Raw genomic sequence first — 20274 nt, 5'->3', positions numbered from 1 at the left:
TACCGACGTGTCACCGCTGCCCTCGACGACCCGAATCAACGCGTCCGAGTTCCGGACCGCACTCGGACGCTTCGCCACCGGTGTCGTCGCGATCACCGCATACGAGCCGGACGGCGTACGCCCCACGGGAATGGCCGCGAACTCCTTCGCCTCCGTCTCCGTCGACCCGCCCCTCGTCTCCTTCTGCGTGGGCCGCACCAGCAGCACCTGGCCCCTGCTGAGGGCATCGGAACGACTCTGCGTCGCCATCCTCGGCGTGCACCAGGTCGACACCTGCGGCCGCCTGGCCACCCGGGGCGGCGACAAGTTCCGCGACGTTGCCTGGCAGCCCGTGACCCCCAGCGCTCTGCCCGTCCCCGACGGCGCGCTGGGCTGGCTGGAGTGTTCGGTCGAGGCCGAACACCCCGCCGGCGACCACGACATCGTCGTCGCCCGGGTCCACCACCTCGCCCTCGGCGAGGACCTGGCCCCCCTCGTGTTCTTCCGCAGCCAGTACGGCGCATTTCGACTCCTGAAAGAGGACGGCACCCGCGATGGTGAGTGAGTTCAAGACCACTGCCCCTACCGCTCCGACCGGGGACAGCACCCCCATCGCGGTGATCGGTCTCGCCTGCCGCCTGCCCGGAGCACCCGACCCCGCCACGTTCTGGCGCAACCTCCTCGCGGGCGAGGACTCCATCACCGAGGTACCCGCCGACCGCTGGGACGTCGACGCCCACTACGACGCCGACCGCGATGCCCCCGGCCGCACCAACTCCCGCCGGGCGGGCCACCTCGACCACGTCGACCGGTTCGACCCGGCCTTCTTCGGGATCTCGCCCCGCGAAGCCGCCGCCATGGACCCGCAGCAGCGCCTCGTCCTCGAACTGAGCTGGGAGGCGTTGGAGGAAGCCCGCATCCTGCCCGACAGCCTGCGCGGCACCCGCACCGGCGTCTTCGTCGGCGCCATCTGGGACGACTACGCCACCCTCATCCACCGCAACGGCACCGACGCCATCGGCCGCCACACCATCACCGGCCTGCACCGCAGCATCATCGCCAACCGGGTCTCCTACACCCTCGGCCTCAACGGCCCCAGCATGGCCGTCGACGCCGCCCAGTCGTCCTCCCTCGTCTCCGTCCACCTGGCCTGCCAGAGCCTGCGCACCGGGGAGTCCGACATCGCCCTCGCCGGCGGCGTCAACCTCAACATCATTCCCGAGAGCACCGTGGGCGCCGCCAAGTTCGGCGGCCTCTCCCCGGACGGTCGCTGCCACACCTTCGACGCCCGCGCCAACGGCTACGTACGCGGCGAGGGCGCCGGGCTCGTACTCCTCAAGCCCCTGGACCGGGCCCTCGCCGACGGTGACCGGATCCACGCCGTCATCCGGGGCAGCGCCATCAACAACGACGGTGCCACCCAGGGCCTCACCGTCCCCGGCCGTCGTACCCAGGAAGCGGTGCTGCGCCGCGCCCTGCAACGCGCGGGCGTCCAGGGCCGGGACGTGCAGTACGTCGAACTGCACGGCACCGGCACCCCGGTCGGCGACCCCGTCGAGGCCGCCGCGCTCGGCGCCGCCGTCGGCACCGACCACGAAGCGGACTCCCCGCTCGTTGTCGGCTCCGCGAAGACCAACGTCGGCCACCTCGAAGGCGCGGCGGGCATCACGGGCCTGATCAAGGCCGTGCTGAGCATCAAGCACCGCATGCTGCCGCCCAGCCTCCACTTCGAGACCCCCAACCCGGCCATCCCGCTCGATGAACTCCGCCTCAAGGTGCAGACCGAGCCGGGCCAGTGGCCGCACCCGGACCGGCCCCTGATCGCGGGCGTCTCGTCCTTCGGCATGGGAGGCACCAACGCGCACGTGATCCTGGAGGAGGCGCCGCAAGCAGCGGCGGCTCCTGCGGACACCACGGCTCCCGAGGCCGCGGAGCCCACCGTGCTGCCGTCCACGCCGCCCGTACTGCCGCTGCTGCTGTCGGCCAAGACCGACGACGCGCTCCGGGCGCAGGCGGCGCAACTGGGCTCCCTGATCGAGAACGACCCTTCGGCGAAGCCGGCGGACCTCGCGTACTCCCTCGCCACGACCCGTACGGCTTTCGATCACCGTGGTGCGGTGGTGGGCCGGGATCGGGCGGAGTTGGTGGCGGGCCTGGATTCGCTGGCCCGGGGCGAGCGCGGTGTGGCCGTGGTTGTGGGTGGCGGGCGCCGGGTGTCGGGGAAGTTGGCGGTTCTGTTTACGGGGCAGGGTGCGCAGCGGGTGGGGATGGGGCGTGGGTTGTATGCGTCGTTCCCGGTGTTCGCTGCGGCGTTTGATGAGGTTGCGGGGGCGTATGGGCGGCTGACGGGTGGTTCGTTGAGGGATGCCTTGGATGGTGAGGGGGTTCATGGGACGGGTGTGGCGCAGCCGGGGTTGTTTGCGGTTGAGGTGGGGCTGTTCCGGTTGTGGGAGTCGTGGGGTGTCAGGCCTGATGTGGTTGCCGGGCATTCGGTGGGTGAGATTGCTGCTGCGCATGTGGCGGGTGTGCTGGGTTTGGAGGATGCGGTACGTCTGGTGGTGGCGCGGGGGCGGTTGATGGCGGCGTTGCCGGTGGGCGGGGCGATGCTCGCGGTGCAGGCGGGTGAGGAGGCGGTGTCCGAGCTGCTGGTCGGGCGTGAGTGGGAGGTGTCGCTGGCGGCGGTGAATGGTCCTGCGTCGGTGGTGGTCTCCGGGACCGCTTCGGCGGTGGAGGAGGTCGGTGAAACTCTCCAGCAGCAGGGCATCCGCGTGCGTCCGTTGACGGTCAGTCACGCCTTCCACTCCCCGCTGATGGAGCCGATGCTGGGGGAGTTCGCGGAGATCGTGGATGGGCTGTCCTTTGCGGCTCCGGTGGTCCCGTTTGTGTCTGCGCTGACCGGAAAGCTGGTCGTGGAAGGGGAGTTGGGGTCGTCCGGGTACTGGGTGTCTCATGCCCGTGAGGCGGTTCGGTTCCACGACGCACTCCTCACCCTCCGCGAGCAGGGTGTGTCCCGTTTCGTGGAGGTGGGTCCGGATGCGGTGCTGACCGCGTTGGCCCGTAACGCGTTCGACGAGGCCGTCTGTGTGGCTTCGGTCCGCCGGGACCGTCCCGAGGACGAGGCCGTGCTCCAGGCACTCGGCGGGCTGTTCGCCGAGTCGGATACTGCTATTGACTGGCGTGCGGTCTACGGGCCGGACGCTCACGTGACTGACCTGCCGACCTACCGGTTCCAGCGGGAGCGCTACTGGCTCGACACCACGAACGTCACCGTTCCCGCCCCGCTGCCGCAGCGGTCGCAGAGCGGCGCCGACTCCGTCGGCGAGTCCGTGGCGGGGCCGACGTTCGCGCAGCGGGTGGCAGAGGCGTCGGGTGCTGAGCGGGACCGCCTCCTGCGGGAAGTGGTCCGTACGAACATGGCGCTCGTCCTCGGGCACGTCACTCCGCACCTGATCGACCTCGACAAGTCGTTCAAGGAGCTGGGCTTCGACTCGCTGAGCGCCGTCGAGTTCGCCAAGCGGCTCGGGACGATGGCCGGGCTTTCCCTGCCCACGTCCCTCGTCTATGACTACCCGAGCCCGGAGGCCCTGGCCCAGCATCTCGGTACGCGGTTCCTGGACGGCGCAGCCGCCGTCGAGGTGCCGGCCGCCGTCGCTCTGGTCGCTCCGGACGAGCCGATCGCCATCATCGGCATGGCCTGCCGGTACCCCGGCGGGGTGGTCACCCCCGAAGCCCTCTGGGAGCTGGTCAGCGACGGACGCGACGCCATCAGCGGCCTGCCGGAGAACCGTGGCTGGGACCTCGACGGGCTCTACGACCCCGTACCCGGACTGCCTGGCAAGACCTATGCCAGGCACGGTGGGTTCCTCCACGACGCGGACGCCTTTGACCCCGCCTTCTTCGGGATCTCCCCGCGCGAGGCCGCGGCGATGGACCCTCAGCAGCGGCTGCTCCTCGAAACCTCCTGGGAGGCGCTGGAGCGCTCCGGCATCACCCCGGCCTCGCTGCGGGGCACCTCCGCGGGCGTGTTCGTGGGCGCCATGTCGCAGGACTACGGACCGCGGCTGCACGAGTCGGCCGAGGGGTACGAGGGCTACCTGCTGACCGGCAGCACGGCCAGCGTTGCTTCCGGCCGTATCTCGTACACGCTCGGACTTGAGGGCCCGGCGGTGACCGTGGACACGGCGTGCTCTTCGTCGCTGGTCGCGATGCACCTGGCGGCGCAGGCGCTGCGCCAGGGCGAGTGCGGGATCGCGCTCGCCGGCGGTGCCGCGATCATGGCGACCCCGGGGATGTTCATCGAGTTCTCGCGGCAGCGGGGGCTGTCGGTGGACGGGCGTTGCAAGGCGTTCTCGGCGGACGCGGACGGTACGGGCTGGGCCGAGGGTGTCGGCATGGTCGCGCTGGAGCGGCTGTCGGACGCTGAGCGCAACGGGCACCGCGTACTGGCCGTACTGCGCGGTTCGGCGACGAATCAGGACGGTGCGAGCAACGGTCTGACCGCGCCGAACGGTCCTTCGCAGGAGCGGGTGATCCGCCAGGCACTGGCGAGCGCACGTCTGTCGGCTGCCGACGTGGATGTGGTGGAGGCGCACGGGACCGGGACCCGGCTGGGCGACCCGATCGAGGCGCGTGCACTGCTCGCCACGTACGGCCAGGGGCGGTCGGCCGAACAGCCGCTGTGGCTGGGGTCGTTGAAGTCGAACATCGGGCACACTCAGGCGGCCGCGGGTGTGGGTGGTGTGATCAAGATGGTTGAGGCGCTGCGCCGCGGTGTGCTGCCGAAGACTCTGCATGTGGGTGAGCCTTCGCCGCACGTGGACTGGTCGGCAGGCGAGGTGTCGTTGCTGACGGAGCAGCGGGAGTGGCCGGAGGTCGACCGGCCGCGCCGGGCCGCCGTGTCCTCGTTCGGGATCAGCGGGACCAACGCGCACGTGATTCTGGAGCAGGCACCGATCGCGGCGACGGAGGCTCCCGCCGTCCCCGCCGACCCCGCCGTCCCCGTCGAGCCCGCTGTTCCCGGGGTGACCTCTGCTCCTGAGCCCTCCGTGGCTCCTGTCGTGCCGTTCCTGCTGTCGGCGAAGTCCGGAGAAGGGCTGCGGGCGCAGGCCGCCGCGCTGACGTCCCGCATCGAGTCGGAGCCTTCCGCGGTGCCCGCCGGCATCGCGCACGCGCTCGCCACCACCCGCACGGCCTTCGACCACCGTGCTGTTGTCATCGGTACCGACAACGACGAACTGCTTGCCGGACTCGCTTCCCTCGCCCGGGGAGAATCCGCCGCTTCCGTGGTGGAGGGAAGCGTCGGCGATCCCGGCCGGACGGTCTTTGTCTTTCCTGGGCAGGGGTCGCAGTGGGTGGGTATGGCGGTGGGTTTGCTGGATTCGAGTGTGGTGTTCCGGGAGAGTGTGGAGGCGTGTGCGGGGGCTTTGTCGGAGTTTGTTGAGTGGGATTTGCTGGATGTGTTGAGGGGGGTGGAGGGGGCTCCTGGGTTGGAGCGGGTTGATGTGGTGCAGCCGGTGTTGTTTGCGGTGATGGTGTCGTTGGCTGCGGTGTGGCGTTCGGTGGGTGTGGTGCCGTCTGCGGTGGTGGGTCATTCGCAGGGGGAGATTGCTGCGGCGTTTGTTGCGGGTGGTTTGGGTTTGCGTGATGCGGTGCGGGTGGTGGCGTTGCGGAGTGCGGCGTTGGTGGGGTTGTCGGGTGTGGGTGGGATGGGTTCGGTGGGGTTGCCGGTGGCTGAGGTGGAGTCTCGGTTGTCGGGTGTGGGTGGGTTGTCGGTGGCGGCGGTGAATGGTCCGTCGTCGACGGTGGTGTCGGGTGATGCGGGTGTGTTGGGGGAGTGGGTTGCGGGGTTGGTGGGTGAGGGGGTTCGTGCGCGGTTGATTGCGGTGGATTATGCGTCGCATTCTGCGCATGTGGAGGGTATTAGGGATGAGTTGTTGGGTGTGTTGGGGGGTGTGGTTCCGCGGTCGTCGGGTGTGGCCTTTTATTCGACGGTTGAGGGTGCGGTGGTGGATACGTCGGAGTTGGGTGCGGAGTATTGGTATCGGAATTTGCGGGGGAGGGTGCGGTTGGACGAGACGGTGCGGTTGTTGGCGGCGGATGGTTATCGGACGTTTGTGGAGGCGAGTCCGCATCCGGTGCTCACGATGGGAATTCAGGAAACCCTCGACGATGTCGTTCTCTCCGGTAACGGATTCCCGGGCGGAGAATTCTCCGGGGTGGCGGACGGTAAACCCTCAGGGGTGGAGGAGGGCGGTTCTTCCGGGACGGATTCCGAAGAATCCCTTGGTTCCGAGCCCGTCGGGGCCCACCCCGCCGCGCTGGACGGCGGACACGTCGTGGTCGGCTCACTGCGTCGCGACGAGGGCGGCTGGGCACGCTTCCTGACCAGCCTCGCCACCGTGCACACGGCGGGAGTCGGCGTCGACTGGCAGGCCGTACCCGGAACTGCCGCCCCCGCCGGGCCCGTTGAGTTCGTCGACCTGCCCACGTACCCGTTCCAGCGCGAGCACTACTGGCTGAACGCGCCCGCCGCGACCGGGGACGTGACGGCCGCCGGACTCGGTGCCCCGAGCCATCCGCTGCTCAACGCCGCGGTGCCGCTCGCCGACGGGGACGGAATCCTCTTGACCGGCCGGCTGTCGCTGCGCACCCATGCCTGGCTCGCCGACCACGCGGTCTTCGGCAACGTACTGCTGCCCGGAACCGCCTTCGTCGAGCTGGCCCTGCGGGCCGGGGACGAGGTCGACTGCGACGAGGTCCAGGACCTGACGCTCGAAGTGCCGCTGGTGTTGCCCGAACAGGGCGACGTACAGATCCAGTTGGCGGTGGACGCTGCCGACGCTTTGGGCCGCCGGGCGCTGCGCGTCTACGGCCGACCGATGCCGACCGGCGAGGGCACCGGTCTGTTCTCGGACGGTGAGGGCTGGGTGCGGCACGCGACCGGGTGGCTCGCGACCGGGGGCCACGCGGAAGCCGATGCTGCCTCCGACGGTGCGGCCGGCCTCGCGGGTCCGGTGGATGCGGCGGATCTGGCGGAGTGGCCGCCGGCCGACGCCACGGCCGTCGACCTCTCGTCGCGCTACGAACAACTCGCCCTCCAGGGCTACGAGTACGGGCCCGGCTTCCAGGGCCTGAACGCGCTCTGGCGCCGTGGCGACGAGGTGTTCGCCGAGGTGCGACTCGCCGAGAAGCAGTGGGACCAGGCCGATCTCTTCGGCATCCACCCGGCGCTCTTGGACGCGGCGCTGCATGCCGTGGTCCTCCGGGAAGGCCCCTCGGTATCCGCTCCCGCTTCCGTTCCCGCTTCGACCGGCGATGCCGGGCGTGAAGGCCCCCGGCTCCCGTTCGCCTGGGACGGTGTCCGGCTGCTGGCGACCGGGGCCCGCACGCTGCGGGTGAGGTTCACACCGCAGGGCGAGGACTCCGTCCGGATCCTGGCGGCGGACACCGCCGGGGAGCCCGTGGCAGTGGTCGACTCCCTCTCCCTGCGCACCGTCACCACCGAACAACTGGCGGCTGCGGCAGGCACGAACGGCCCCCGGCTGCCGCTGCACCGGGTCGAATGGCAGCTGGTCGCCGATGATGCTGGTGCTGCCGGTACGGAGACGGTCGGCGAGGCAGAGTCCGTCGAGATCAGGACGGACCTCGACGGCCTGCTGGAAGACCCCGTAACCGCAGGCGATCCTGGCGGTACGGCCGACGGAGCCGGTACGGCTGACGGAGCCGGTTCTGTTGACGGAGCCGGTTCGGCTGACGTCGACGTCACCGGTGAGGACGCCGACGAAGCCGTGCTGGGCATCTCACCGGAGCGCGCCCCCCTGCCCGACTTCGTACTGGTGAGTGCCAACGACACGGCGGCGGGGCCGGGCCAAGCGCCCGAGGACGTGCACGCGGCGATCGAGCGCGCCCTCGGCATCGTTCAGACCTGGCTGGCCGACCCGCGCACCGAGGAGTCGCGGCTCGTGTTCGTGTCCCGGTACGCGGTCCGGGCCGACGTGGACGCCGACCGTCCCGACGATACGGAGTCGACTGCCGGGAACCCGGCTGCCGCGAACCTGGCCGGCTCGAACCTGGCCGGTGCGGCCGTCTGGGGTCTGCTGCGCACCGCGCTGACCGAACACCCGGGCCGGTTCGCCCTGCTCGACGTCGATGGAGACGGAGACGGATCGGACCGTACCTCCCTCCGTAGGGCACTGCTCTCGACCGCCGTACGGGAACCCCAACTCGCCCTGCGTGCAGGCGCCTTGTACGCACCTCGCCTCGTCCGTGCCGACCTCCCGGCCCTCGACGCAGCCACCGGATCTGCCCCCGATTCCCCCACCGATGCCGCCTCTGTCTCTGCTGTGCCTGGTGTTTTTGGTGCGGGGACGGTTGTGGTGTCGGGTGGTTTGGGGGCGTTGGGTGGTTTGGTGGCGCGTCATGTGGTGGGTGTGTGTGGGGTGCGTCATGTGGTGTTGGCGGGTCGGCGTGGGTGGGAGTCGCCGGGTGCTGTGGGGTTGGTGGAGGAGCTTTTGGGTTTGGGTGCGGTGTCGGTGCGGGTGGTGGCGTGTGATGTGGGTGATCGTGCGTCGGTGGAGGGGTTGTTGGCTTCGGTGGGTGATGGGTTTCCGTTGTCTGCTGTGGTGCATGTGGCGGGTGTGTTGGAGGACGCGACGGTGGAGTCGTTGTCTGTGGGTGCGGTGGGTCGGGTGTTGCGTCCGAAGGTGGATGCGGCGTGGTATTTGCATGAGTTGACGCGTGGTCTTGGGTTGTCGGCGTTTGTGGTGTTCTCGTCGGTGGCTGGTGTGCTGGGTACGGCGGGGCAGGGTAATTACGCTGCGGCGAATGCGTATTTGGATGCGTTGGCGGTGTATCGGCGTGGGTTGGGTTTGCCGGGTACGTCGTTGGCGTGGGGTCTGTGGGCCGATGCCAGCGGAATGACCGGGCACATGGATGCCACCGACCTCGCCCGAATGAAGCGAGCGGGCGTCTCCCCGCTGCCCGCAGCCGAAGGGCTCGCCCTCTTCGACGCCGCCACACGGTCCGACGCGGCCCAGCTCGTCCCCGCCCGCCTGGATCTCCCCGCCCTGCGCGCCAGAGCGGCCGCCGACGGCGTACCGCCCCTCTTCCGCGCTCTCGTACGTGCCCCCGAACGGCGCACCGCCCAGGCGGAGGACGGCGCCCGGGCCGGCACCGGCACCTGGGCCGGCCGCATGGCCGCACTCCCGGCCGAGGAACGCCACAAGGCGGTCCTCGACCTCGTACGCCACCAGGTCGCCACGGTCCTCGGGCACGCCGACGCCGACGGGATCGCGGTCAACCGCGCCTTCAAGCTGCTCGGCTTTGACTCCCTCACCGCCGTCGAACTGCGTAACCGGCTCATCGCCGCCACGGGCGTGCGCCTCCCGGCGACGGTCGTCTTCGACCACCCGAGCCCCGGCGCACTCGCCGATCACCTGCGCGCCCAGGTGGCGGGCAGCGCCTCCGAGGACCACGGCCCGGCAGCGACCGCGCACAACGGCACCGCCACCCCCGGCGCCGACGGCGAACCCATCGCGATCGTGTCCATGGCCTGCCGCTACCCGGGCGGCGTCCAGTCCCCGGAGGACCTGTGGAAGCTGGTCGTGTCCGGCGCGGACGCCATCGGGGACTTTCCCGACGACCGGGCCTGGGACCTGGAGAGCCTGTACGACGCGGACCCCACGCGGTCGGGCACCTCGTACACCCGGCACGGCGGCTTCCTGAGCGAGGCGGCCGACTTCGACGCCGAATTCTTCGGTCTGTCGCCGCGCGAGGCGCTGGCGACCGACCCGCAGCAGCGGCTCCTCCTGGAGACGGCCTGGGAGTCCTTCGAGCGGGCCGGCATCGCCCCCGACTCACTGCGGGGCAGCAGGACCGGTGTCTACGCGGGCGTCATGTACAACGACTACGGCTCCCGCCTCCAGAGCGTCCCCGAGGAACTGGAGGGATACCTCAGGAACGGCAGCTACGGCAGCGTCGCCACGGGCCGCATCTCCTACACCTTCGGGCTCGAAGGCCCGGCGGTCAGCGTGGACACCGCGTGCTCGTCCTCCCTGGTGGCCCTGCACCTGGCGGCGCAGGCGCTGCGCAACGGCGAGTGCTCGCTCGCCCTGGCCGGCGGGGTCACGGTCATGGCGACGCCGAACACCTTCATCGAGTTCTCGCGCCAGCGCGGCCTGTCGGCCGACGGCCGCTGCAAGTCCTTCGCGGCAGAGGCCGACGGCACCGGATTCTCCGAGGGTGTGGGGTTGCTGTTGCTGGAGCGGTTGTCGGACGCGGAGCGTAATGGTCATCAGGTGTTGGCGGTGTTGCGTGGTTCGGCGACGAATCAGGACGGTGCGAGTAATGGTCTGACCGCGCCGAACGGTCCTTCGCAGGAGCGGGTGATCCGTCAGGCGCTGGCGAACGCCCGCCTGTCGGCGGCGGACGTGGACGTGGTGGAGGCGCATGGCACGGGCACCCGGCTGGGCGACCCGATCGAGGCGCAGGCCCTGCTCGCCACCTACGGACGGGCACGGACGGCCGAACAACCGCTCTATCTGGGTTCGTTGAAGTCGAACATCGGGCACGCGCAGGCGGCGGCGGGTGTGGGCGGTGTGATCAAGATGGTTGAGGCGCTGCGGCACGGCGTGCTGCCGAAGACGTTGCATGTGGGGGAGCCTTCGCCGCACGTGGAGTGGGCGTCGGGTGCGGTGTCGTTGCTGACTGAGCAGCGGGAGTGGCCGGAGGTCGACCGGCCGCGCCGGGCCGCCGTGTCCTCCTTCGGGATGAGCGGGACCAACGCCCACGTGATTCTGGAGCAGGCGCCCGTATCCATCACGCCCGACGTCATCACGGAGGACGGAGCGCCCCGCGACGAGCGGCCCGGCCTCGTGCCGCTGGTGCTGTCGGCGCGGAGCGAAAACGCACTGCGAGAACAGGCGGCCGGCATCCGGGCCGTTCTGACGGAGCGCCCCGCCGCGCACCCGGAAGACCTCGGTTTCTCGCTCATCACCTCCCGGGCCCGCTTTGACCACCGTGGTGTGGTGGTGGGCCGGGACCGGGCGGAGTTGGTGGCGGGCCTGGAGGTGCTGGCTCGGGGTGAGCGCGGCGCGGCCGTGGTCGTGGGTGGCGGGCGCCGGGTGTCCGGGAAGTTGGCGTTCTTGTTTACGGGGCAGGGTGCGCAGCGGGTGGGGATGGGGCGTGGGTTGTATGCGTCGTTCCCGGTGTTCGCTGCGGCGTTTGATGAGGTCGCGGAGGTGTATGGGCGGCTGACGGGTGGTTCGTTGAGGGATGCCTTGGATGGTGAGGGGGTGCATGGGACGGGTGTGGCTCAGCCGGGGTTGTTTGCGGTTGAGGTGGGGCTGTTCCGGTTGTGGGAGTCGTGGGGTGTCAGGCCTGATGTGGTTGCCGGGCATTCGGTGGGTGAGATAGCTGCTGCGCATGTGGCGGGTGTGCTGGGTTTGGAGGATGCGGTACGTCTGGTGGTGGCGCGGGGTCGGTTGATGGCGGCGTTGCCGGTGGGAGGGGCGATGCTCGCGGTGCAGGCCGGTGAGGAGGCGGTGTCTCCGCTGTTGGTCGGGCGTGAGGGGGAGGTGGCGCTGGCGGCGGTGAATGGTCCTGCGTCGGTGGTGGTCTCCGGTACCGCTTCGGCGGTGGAGGAGATCGCAGAGGCGCTGAGGGAACAGGGCGTCCGCGTACGCCCGTTGACGGTCAGTCATGCGTTCCACTCCCCGTTGATGGAGCCGATGCTGGCCGACTTTGCGGAGATCGTGGACGGGCTGTCCTTCGCGGCTCCGGTGGTCCCGTTCGTGTCCGCGCTGACCGGAAAACTGGTCGCGGAAGGGGAGTTGGGGTCGTCCGGGTACTGGGTGTCTCATGCCCGTGAGGCGGTTCGGTTCCACGACGCCCTGCTCACTCTGCGGGAGGAGGGTGTGTCGCGGTTCGTGGAGGTGGGTCCGGATGCGGTGCTGACCGCGTTGGCCCGTAACGCGTTCGACGAGGCCCTCTGCGTGGCCTCGGTCATCCGGGACCGTCCCGAGGACGAGGCCGTGCTCCAGGCACTCGGCGGGCTGTTCGCCGAGTCGGATACCGCTATTGACTGGCGTGCGGTCTACGGCCCCCATGCCCGCCCGACCGGTCTGCCGACGTATCCCTTCCAGCGGGAGCGTTACTGGCTGGATGCCCCGGTGGACCGTGGGGACACGGCGGTCCTGGGGTTGACCGATGCGGGGCATCCGCTTCTGGGGGCCTCGCTGGAGCTGGCCGATGGGCAGGGTGACGTTTTTACCGGACGGCTTTCCCTGCACACTCATCCCTGGCTCGCGGACCACGCGGTCGCGGGGACGGTCATCCTGCCCGGAGCGGCCTTCGTCGAACTCGCACTCCACGCCGCGCAGTACGGCCGCGTACAGGACCTCACCCTCGAAGCGCCCCTGCACCTGCCGGTCGGCGACGCCGTTCGGCTGCGCGTCACGGTCGACGCCCCCGACGCGTCCGGCGTACGCGGGCTGTCCGTCCACTCCCAGCCCGAGGGCGACTCCCCGGACTCCGTACTCCAGGACCGTACGTGGACCAGGCACGCCACGGGAGCCGTGCTGACCGGTGCCTCCGAGCACCAGGAGGACTCCACTCCCGTCTGGGCGGACTTCGCCGGGGCTTGGCCGCCGGAAGGGGCCGAGAGCGTGGATCCGGCCGAGCTTGGCGGGCTCTACTCCCGGCTCGCGGAAGCCGGTTACCAGTACGGCCCCGCCTTCCAGGGCCTGTCGGGGGCATGGCGGCGGGACGGGGACGTCTTCGCCGAGGTGCGGATGACCGACGAGGCCGTCCGCCGGGTGGGCGCTTCCGGTGCGCCCGGCCGGTTCGGGCTTCACCCGGCGCTGCTGGACGCGGCCCTGCACTCCATGGGCTTCGGCGAGTTCCTCGCCGGCGAGACGCGGCTGCCGTTCGCCTGGAGCGACGTGGAACTGTTCGCAACCGGCGCCGCCGTCCTGCGCGTACACCTGGCCTCGACCGGTCCCGACCGGATCGCCGTACGGCTCGCCGACGCGACCGGTGCTCCGGTCGCCTCCGTCGCCGCCCTGGCGCTGCGCCCGATCGCGGTCGAGCAGCTCACCGGTCAGCAGCGCACTCCCGCGACGGAAGGTCTGTTCGGCGTCGACTGGACACCGACACCGACACCGACTGCCACTCCCACACCCACGGCCGCTTCCGGTGACGGTGCCGGCACCCCGCCGGGCGCGCTCACGGGCGGCGGGCCCGGCACAGTGATCGTGGGCGCGGACCCGTACGGTCTCGCGGACAGCGGTACGCCCGTGCACCCTGACCTCGACTCGCTCTTCGCGGACCTCGCGGACGGGCGGCGGACGGTCACCGCCCGTCCGGCACCGGCCCACGTGGTTGTCTTCCTCGGGCACGACCTCGTCGACGACCCCTCGGACGGGCGCCCGGTGGCCGGAGTGGTCACCGTTGACACCGACCCCCTCGGCGCGCCGCGCCGGGTGCGCACTCTCGTGGAGGAAGGGCTCGGACTCGTACAGCGGTGGCTCGCCGCCGACGAGCACGGCACGCACGCGGCGGCGCAGGACGCGCACGCCTCGCTCCCGGCCCAGGCCGGGCCGGGCGCTCCCGGCGGCCCTGGAAGCCCTGGAGCCCTCGGAAGCCCTGGAGGCCTGGGCGGCCTGGGAGGCCCCGCAGGATCCCGCCTCGTGATCGTCACCCGAGGAGCTGTCGCCGCCCGCTCCGGCGAGCGGATCACCTCTCTCGCCGGTGCCGCCCTGCACGGCCTGCTGCGGTCGGCCGCTTCCGAGCACCCCGGCCGGATCACCGTCGTCGACCTGGACGACCACGAGGACTCGGTACGCGCCCTGCCGGCCGCGCTCGCGACGGCCACGGCAGACGCCGAACTCGCCGTGCGCGAAGGGGCCGTGCACGTGCCCAGGCTCGTACGCACCGGGCCGGGCAGCGCGGGCCAGGAGCTCGTCCCGCCGGCCGGTGCCGGTGCCTGGCGGCTGGACGTCACGGCCAAGGGCACCCTGGACAACCTCGCCCTGCTGCCCTGCCCCGAGGTGAACGACCCGCTGGAAGCCGGGCAGGTCCGCATCTCCGTCCGCGCGACGGGCCTCAACTTCCGTGACGTCCTCATCGCCCTCGGCGTCTACCCGGGCGACGCCCAGCTCGGCAGCGAGGCCGCCGGAGTCGTGACCGAGGTCGGCAGCGGTGTCACGGGCCTCGCCCCCGGCGACCGGGTCCTCGGCCTGTTCCCCGGCGGTGCGGGCCCCGTCGCGGTGACCGACCACCGCCTCGTGGCCCCCGTCCCGCGCGGCTGGACGTACGCCCAGGCGGCTGTCGTCCCCGTGGTCTTCCTGACCGCGTACTACGGGCTGCGCCACCTCGCCGACGTACGCCCCGGCCAACGGCTGCTGGTGCACTCGGCGGCGGGCGGTGTCGGCATGGCCGCCATACAGCTCGCCCAGCACTGGGGTGTGGACGTGTACGGCACGGCCAGTCCCCGCAAGTGGGACGTGCTGCGCACGCTCGGCCTCGACGACGCCCACCTCGCGTCCTCCCGCACCCTCGACTTCGAGAAGGCCTTCCTGGAGGCCACCGACGGCGCGGGCATGGACGTCGTACTGGACTCCCTGGCCCACGAGTTCGTGGATGCGTCGCTGCGGCTGCTGCCCGGCGGCGGGCGCTTCCTGGAGATGGGCAAGACCGACATCCGCGACCCGCGGGCCGTCGCCGCCCAGTACGCCGGAGTCGACTACTCGGCCTTCGACCTGCACGCGGATGCCGGAGCCGAACTCATCCAGCAGATGTTCCGCGATCTGCTGGAACTCTTCGAGAGCGGTGTGCTCAAGCCGCTGCCCGTCACCACCTGGGACATACGCCAGGCGCCGGAAGCCTTCCGGTACTTCAGCCAGGCCCGCCAGGTGGGCAAGATCGCACTGACCCTGCCCACCCGGCCCGACCCCGAGGGCACCGTCCTCGTCACCGGCGGCACCGGCTCGCTCGGCGCGCTGGTCGCCCGCCACCTGGTCACCACACACGGCGCCCGGCACCTGCTCCTCACCAGCCGACGCGGCCTCGGCGCGCCGGGCGCGCGGAAACTCCGTACGGAACTGGAGGAACTGGGTGCTACGGTCACGGTCGCCGCCTGCGACACCGCCGACCCCGGTGCCACCCGCGCCCTGCTCGACACGATCCCCGCCGCGCACCCTCTCACCTCCGTCGTCCACACGGCCGGTGCGCTCGACGACGCCACCGTGGAGGCCCTGACCACCGAACGGCTCGACACCGTGCTGCGCCCGAAGACCGACGCGGCGTGGAACCTGCACCGGCTCGTCCGCGAACGCGGCGACGACCTCGCGGAGTTCGTGCTCTTCTCCTCGGTGTCCGCGACCCTCGGCGGCGCCGGCCAGGCCAACTACGCCGCCGCGAACGCCTCGTTGGACGCGCTCGCCGCACACCGACGGGCCCAGGGCCTGCCCGCGGTCTCCCTCGCATGGGGGCTGTGGCAGCAGGACAGCGGCATGACCGGCGGCCTCGGCGAGAAGGACCTCGCCCGGATCCGGCGCAGCGGACTCGTCCCGATCGAACCGGCCAAGGGTCTCGCCCTGTACGACGCCGGACGCACCGCCGCACGCCCGCTGCTCGTACCGGCCCCGCTGGACCTCGCGGTGCTGCGCACTCTCGCCGACACCCAGCCGCTGCCCCCGCTCTTCCAGGGCCTGGTCCGCAAGCAGGTCCGGCGAGTCGCCAACAGTACGGAGGCGGCCGTCCCGCTGGCCGACCGGCTGGCCGGACTGCCCGCCGCCGAGCGGGAGAGCCGACTCCTCGCCCTCGTGCGGGACGAGGTCGCCGCGGTGCTCGGCTACTCCTCGCCGGACGCCGTCGAACCCGACCGGTCCTTCCGTGAAACCGGATTCGACTCGCTGACCGCCGTCGAACTCCGCAACCGGATCAACGGCGCCACCGGCCTGCGGCTCACGGCCACCCTGGTCTTCGACCACCCCAACCCGGCCGCTCTCGCCCGGCACCTGCACGACCAACTCGCCCCCGCCGCAGCGGAGTCCGGGACGGAGGCACACGTCACGGACGTACTCGCGGAACTCGACCGGCTGGAGCGGACGCTCGGCGCGCTCACCGCACCCGGCGGCCCCGACACCTCGTCCGCACCCGCCGACCCGGCGGCCGGACCCGGGACGGGCGGGGTTGACGCGGCCGTCAGGGAAGCGGTCGCCGCACGGATGCAGCGCCTGCTCGCGGACTGGAACCGGCGTACCGCCACCACGGCACCCGAGACCGGCACCGAGGCCGCCACGAAGGAGCAGCTCGCCGCCGCCACCAGCGACGAGATCTTCGACTTCATCGACAAGGAATTCGGCCGGACCTCTCACCACTGATTCCCCCACCGTCCTTGGAGGTCGGTACGCATGACTGACACCACCGGGTCCGCCCCTCAGCACACCTCCGGGCTGACCAACCCGCAGCACACCTCCGGCCTGACCAGCCCTCAGAACACCTCCGCCCAGAGCAAGGAGGAGAAGCTGCTCGACTACCTCAAGTGGGTGACCGCCGACCTGAAGCAGGCCCGCACCCGCATCGAGGAACTGGAGAGCCGCACGCACGAACCCATCGCCGTCATCGCGACCGCCTGCCGCTACCCGGGCGGTGTGTCGTCCCCCGAGGACCTGTGGGACCTGGTCGCCACCGGCACCGACGCGGTCGGCGAACTGCCCAAGAACCGCGGCTGGAACCTGGAGGAGCTGTACGACGCGGACCCGGAGCGGGAGGGGACGACGTACACCCGGCACGGCGGATTCCTGCACACCGCCGACGAGTTCGACGCGGGATTCTTCGGCCTCTCGCCGCGCGAGGCCGAGACGATGGACCCGCAGCAGCGGCTCCTCCTGGAGACGGGGTGGGAGACGTTCGAGCGGGCTGGCCTGGCACCGCGCTCACTGCGCGGCACCAGTACGGGCGTCTTCGTCGGAGCGGTCGCGCAGGACTACGCCCCGCGAGCGCAGCAGGCGCCGCCCGGCTACGAGGGCCACTTCATGACCGGCAACGCGATGAGCATCGCCTCAGGCCGGCTCTCCTACGTCTTCGGGCTCGAAGGCCCGGCGGTGACGGTTGACACGGCGTGCTCGTCGTCCCTGGTCTCCCTCCACCTGGCGGCCCAGTCCCTGCGCAACGGCGAGTGCTCGCTCGCCCTCGCGGGTGGCGTCGCCGTCCTCGCCTCGCCGATGCTCCTGCTGGAGTTCTCGCGGCAGCGGGGGTTGTCGGTGGACGGGCGTTGCAAGGCGTTCTCGGCCGATGCGGACGGTACGGGCTGGGCGGAGGGTGTGGGGTTGCTGTTGCTGGAGCGGTTGTCGGACGCGGAGCGTAATGGTCATCAGGTGTTGGCGGTGTTGCGGGGTTCGGCGACGAATCAGGACGGTGCGAGTAATGGTCTGACCGCGCCGAACGGTCCTTCGCAGGAGCGGGTGATCCGTCAGGCGCTGGCGAACGCCCGCCTGTCGGCGGCGGATGTGGATGTGGTGGAGGCGCACGGGACCGGGACCCGGCTGGGCGACCCGATCGAGGCGCAGGCGCTCCTCGCCACCTACGGACGGGCACGGACGGCCGAACAACCGCTCTATCTGGGTTCGTTGAAGTCGAACATCGGGCACGCGCAGGCGGCTGCGGGTGTGGGCGGTGTGATCAAGATGGTTGAGGCGCTGCGGCACGGCGTGCTGCCGAAGACGTTGCATGTGGGGGAGCCTTCGCCGCACGTGGAGTGGGCGTCGGGTGCGGTGTCGTTGCTGACTGAGCAGCGGGAGTGGCCGGAGGTCGACCGGCCGCGCCGGGCCGCCGTGTCCTCCTTCGGGATCAGCGGGACCAACGCCCACGTGATTCTCGAACAGGCCCCGGCGGCAACGAGCGCGCCCGTGGAGCCCGTGGAGTCGATAGCGGGTGGGGGCGGGGACGGGCCCCCGCACCTCTGGACCTTCTCGGCCGATCGCCCGGAAGCCCTCCGTGCCCAAAGCGCGCGGCTCCGGCAGTTCCTGAACGACCGCCCCGGCTTCGACCCCAAGGGCGTCGGCTACGCCCTGGCCACGACGCGTAGCGCACTGAAATACCGCGCGGCCGTTGTCGCCACGACACAGGACGAACTCCTCGCGGGCCTTTCCGCATGGGCTGAGGGCGGCCGGCCCGAGGCTGTGGTGGTGGGAGATGGGCACTTGGCATCGGGCAAGTTGGCGTTCTTGTTTACGGGTCAGGGTGCGCAGCGGGTGGGGATGGGGCGTGGGTTGTATGCGTCGTTCCCGGTGTTCGCTGCGGCGTTTGATGAGGTTGCGGAGGTGTATGGGCGGCTGACGGGTGGTTCGTTGAGGGATGCCTTGGATGGTGAGGGGGTTCATGGGACGGGTGTGGCGCAGCCGGGGTTGTTTGCGGTTGAGGTGGGGCTGTTCCGGTTGTGGGAGTCGTGGGGTGTCAGGCCTGATGTGGTTGCCGGGCATTCGGTGGGTGAGATTGCTGCTGCGCATGTGGCGGGTGTGCTGGGTTTGGAGGATGCGGTACGTCTGGTGGTGGCGCGGGGTCGGTTGATGGCGGCGTTGCCGGTGGGCGGGGCGATGCTTGCGGTGCAGGCGGGTGAGGGGGTCGTGTCTCCGCTGTTGGTCGGGCGTGAGGGTGAGGTGTCGCTGGCGGCGGTGAATGGTCCTGCGTCGGTGGTGGTCTCCGGTACCGCTTCGGCGGTGGAGGAGATCGCAGAGGCGCTGAGGGAACAGGGCGTCCGCGTACGCCCGTTGACGGTCAGTCATGCGTTCCACTCCCCGTTGATGGAGCCGATGCTGGCCGACTTTGCGGAGATCGTGGACGGGCTGTCCTTCGCCGCGCCAGTGGTTCCGTTCGTGTCCGCGCTGACCGGAAAGCTGGTCGAGGAAGGCGAGTTGGGGTCCTCCGCATACTGGGTCACCCACGCTCGCGAGACCGTCCGCTTTCACGACGCACTCCTCACTCTCCGCGAGCAGGGTGTGTCCCGCTTCGTGGAGGTCGGGCCCGACGCAGTCCTGACGAGCCTCGCCCGGAACTGCTTCGCCGAGGCGGTCTGCGTGCCCTCGGCCCGCAGGGACCGGCCTGAGGAAGAAGCAGTACTCCAGGCACTCGGCGGCATCTTCGTCGCCACGGACACCCCCGTCGACTGGCGCGCGGTGCACGGCCCGCACGCCCGCGCTACGGGTCTCCCCACCTACGCCTTCCAGCGCGACCGCTACTGGCTCGACACCTCGCACGACGCGGCCCTCGCCCGGCCCGCACCTGCGACGAAGGAGCCCGCGTCCTCGCCGGAGACGCTGGCGGAGCTGCCTGCCGAGGAGTTGACCGAACGCCTCCTGGAGCTTGTGCGTCAGCACGCCGCCGACGTGCTGGGGCACAGCGACCCCGGGGCGATACACGACACGGAGAATTTCCTCGACATGGGATTCTCCTCCTTCACTGCGCTGGAAGTGCGCAACCGCCTATGCGATGCCACCGGATTGCTCATACCGCCCGTGGCAATGTACGAGTACCCGACTCCGATCGTGCTCGCCGACTTCCTGAGGGAGGAGCTGCTTGCTGTCAAGGCGTAACGGAGTGATGCTCCAGGCACTGTCAATTTCAGGCCAAAGATGCGCCCTGCAGCCACTGCTTGACGTTCGGAACATAGTCTCTTTGTGGGTCGAATGTGCATCCGATCAATTCGGTACGGCACGTGCAAGCAGGGAGTTGGTGTCGACAGTGGCTGGCGCAGGAACATCTTCCAGAAACGGAAATGTCCGGCTAAGGGAGCACCGTAAGTTGATGGAGGCGCTAGGTGCGATACGCAACGGGAGACGGGTCGTCGAGCTGACCGGCGACCCGGGCACCGGCAAGACGCGCCTGCTCACCCAGCTTGCGGAGGAGGCCAGGAGCAGGGGCTTCGTAGTGGCTCAGGGACGGGCCACCGAGAGTGACCAGCGGGTTATGCTCCAGTCGATCACGGCTTCCCTGGACTGCCGGCTGGTGCTCGCCGCCTCCCGCGAACTGCCGAATGATGTTGCGGCAACGATACGTGCAATCTGGTCGCAATCTTCCGACAATGTTTGTGAAACATTTGCCTCTGCCGAGGAATACGAAAACGCCCATCACGTGACCGGAAAGGAACCCAGGCATTTCGTGCTCTCCGCGATGCGGGGCTTGCTGGAAAGGCTGGCGGGAAACTCTCCGACCGTTGTCGTCCTGGATGATTGCCATTGGGCTGATCAGTACACCACGGACCTCATCGACCAATTGGTCCGATATCCGTTGAACGCA

Annotated in this window: 3 protein-coding genes and 1 pseudogene; all 4 read left to right on the top strand. The window is 70.4% G+C overall.

Translation table 11 applies throughout. The annotated features are described in order from the left end of the window. The first annotated feature begins 7 nt into the window (after positions 1-7). On the top strand, positions 8-544 hold the full coding sequence (locus tag ACIA73_RS29250) for a flavin reductase family protein (protein ID WP_399441800.1): 537 nt from the start codon (positions 8-10) through the stop codon (positions 542-544). Further along, the gene (locus ACIA73_RS29245; RefSeq protein ID WP_399441799.1) at positions 534-16361 is read left to right on the top strand and encodes an SDR family NAD(P)-dependent oxidoreductase; all 15828 of its coding nucleotides are present in this window, start codon (positions 534-536) and stop codon (positions 16359-16361) included. The genes ACIA73_RS29250 and ACIA73_RS29245 overlap by 11 nt, the downstream gene beginning before the upstream one ends. Before the next feature lie 30 nt (positions 16362-16391). Next, positions 16392-19571 (top strand): type I polyketide synthase, encoded by a 3180-nt coding sequence (locus ACIA73_RS29240; RefSeq protein ID WP_399441798.1) that lies wholly within the window; start codon positions 16392-16394, stop codon positions 19569-19571. Positions 19572-19578: 7 nt separating this feature from the next. Further along, positions 19579-20274, top strand: a pseudogene (locus ACIA73_RS29235) (AAA family ATPase); the annotation flags it as partial.

Origin of the sequence: Streptomyces sp. NPDC051561 (assembly GCF_044454195.1) — a bacterium.
Taxonomy (GTDB): Bacteria; Actinomycetota; Actinomycetes; order Streptomycetales; family Streptomycetaceae; genus Streptomyces.
This window is presented reverse-complemented; position numbering and strand designations above follow the sequence as displayed.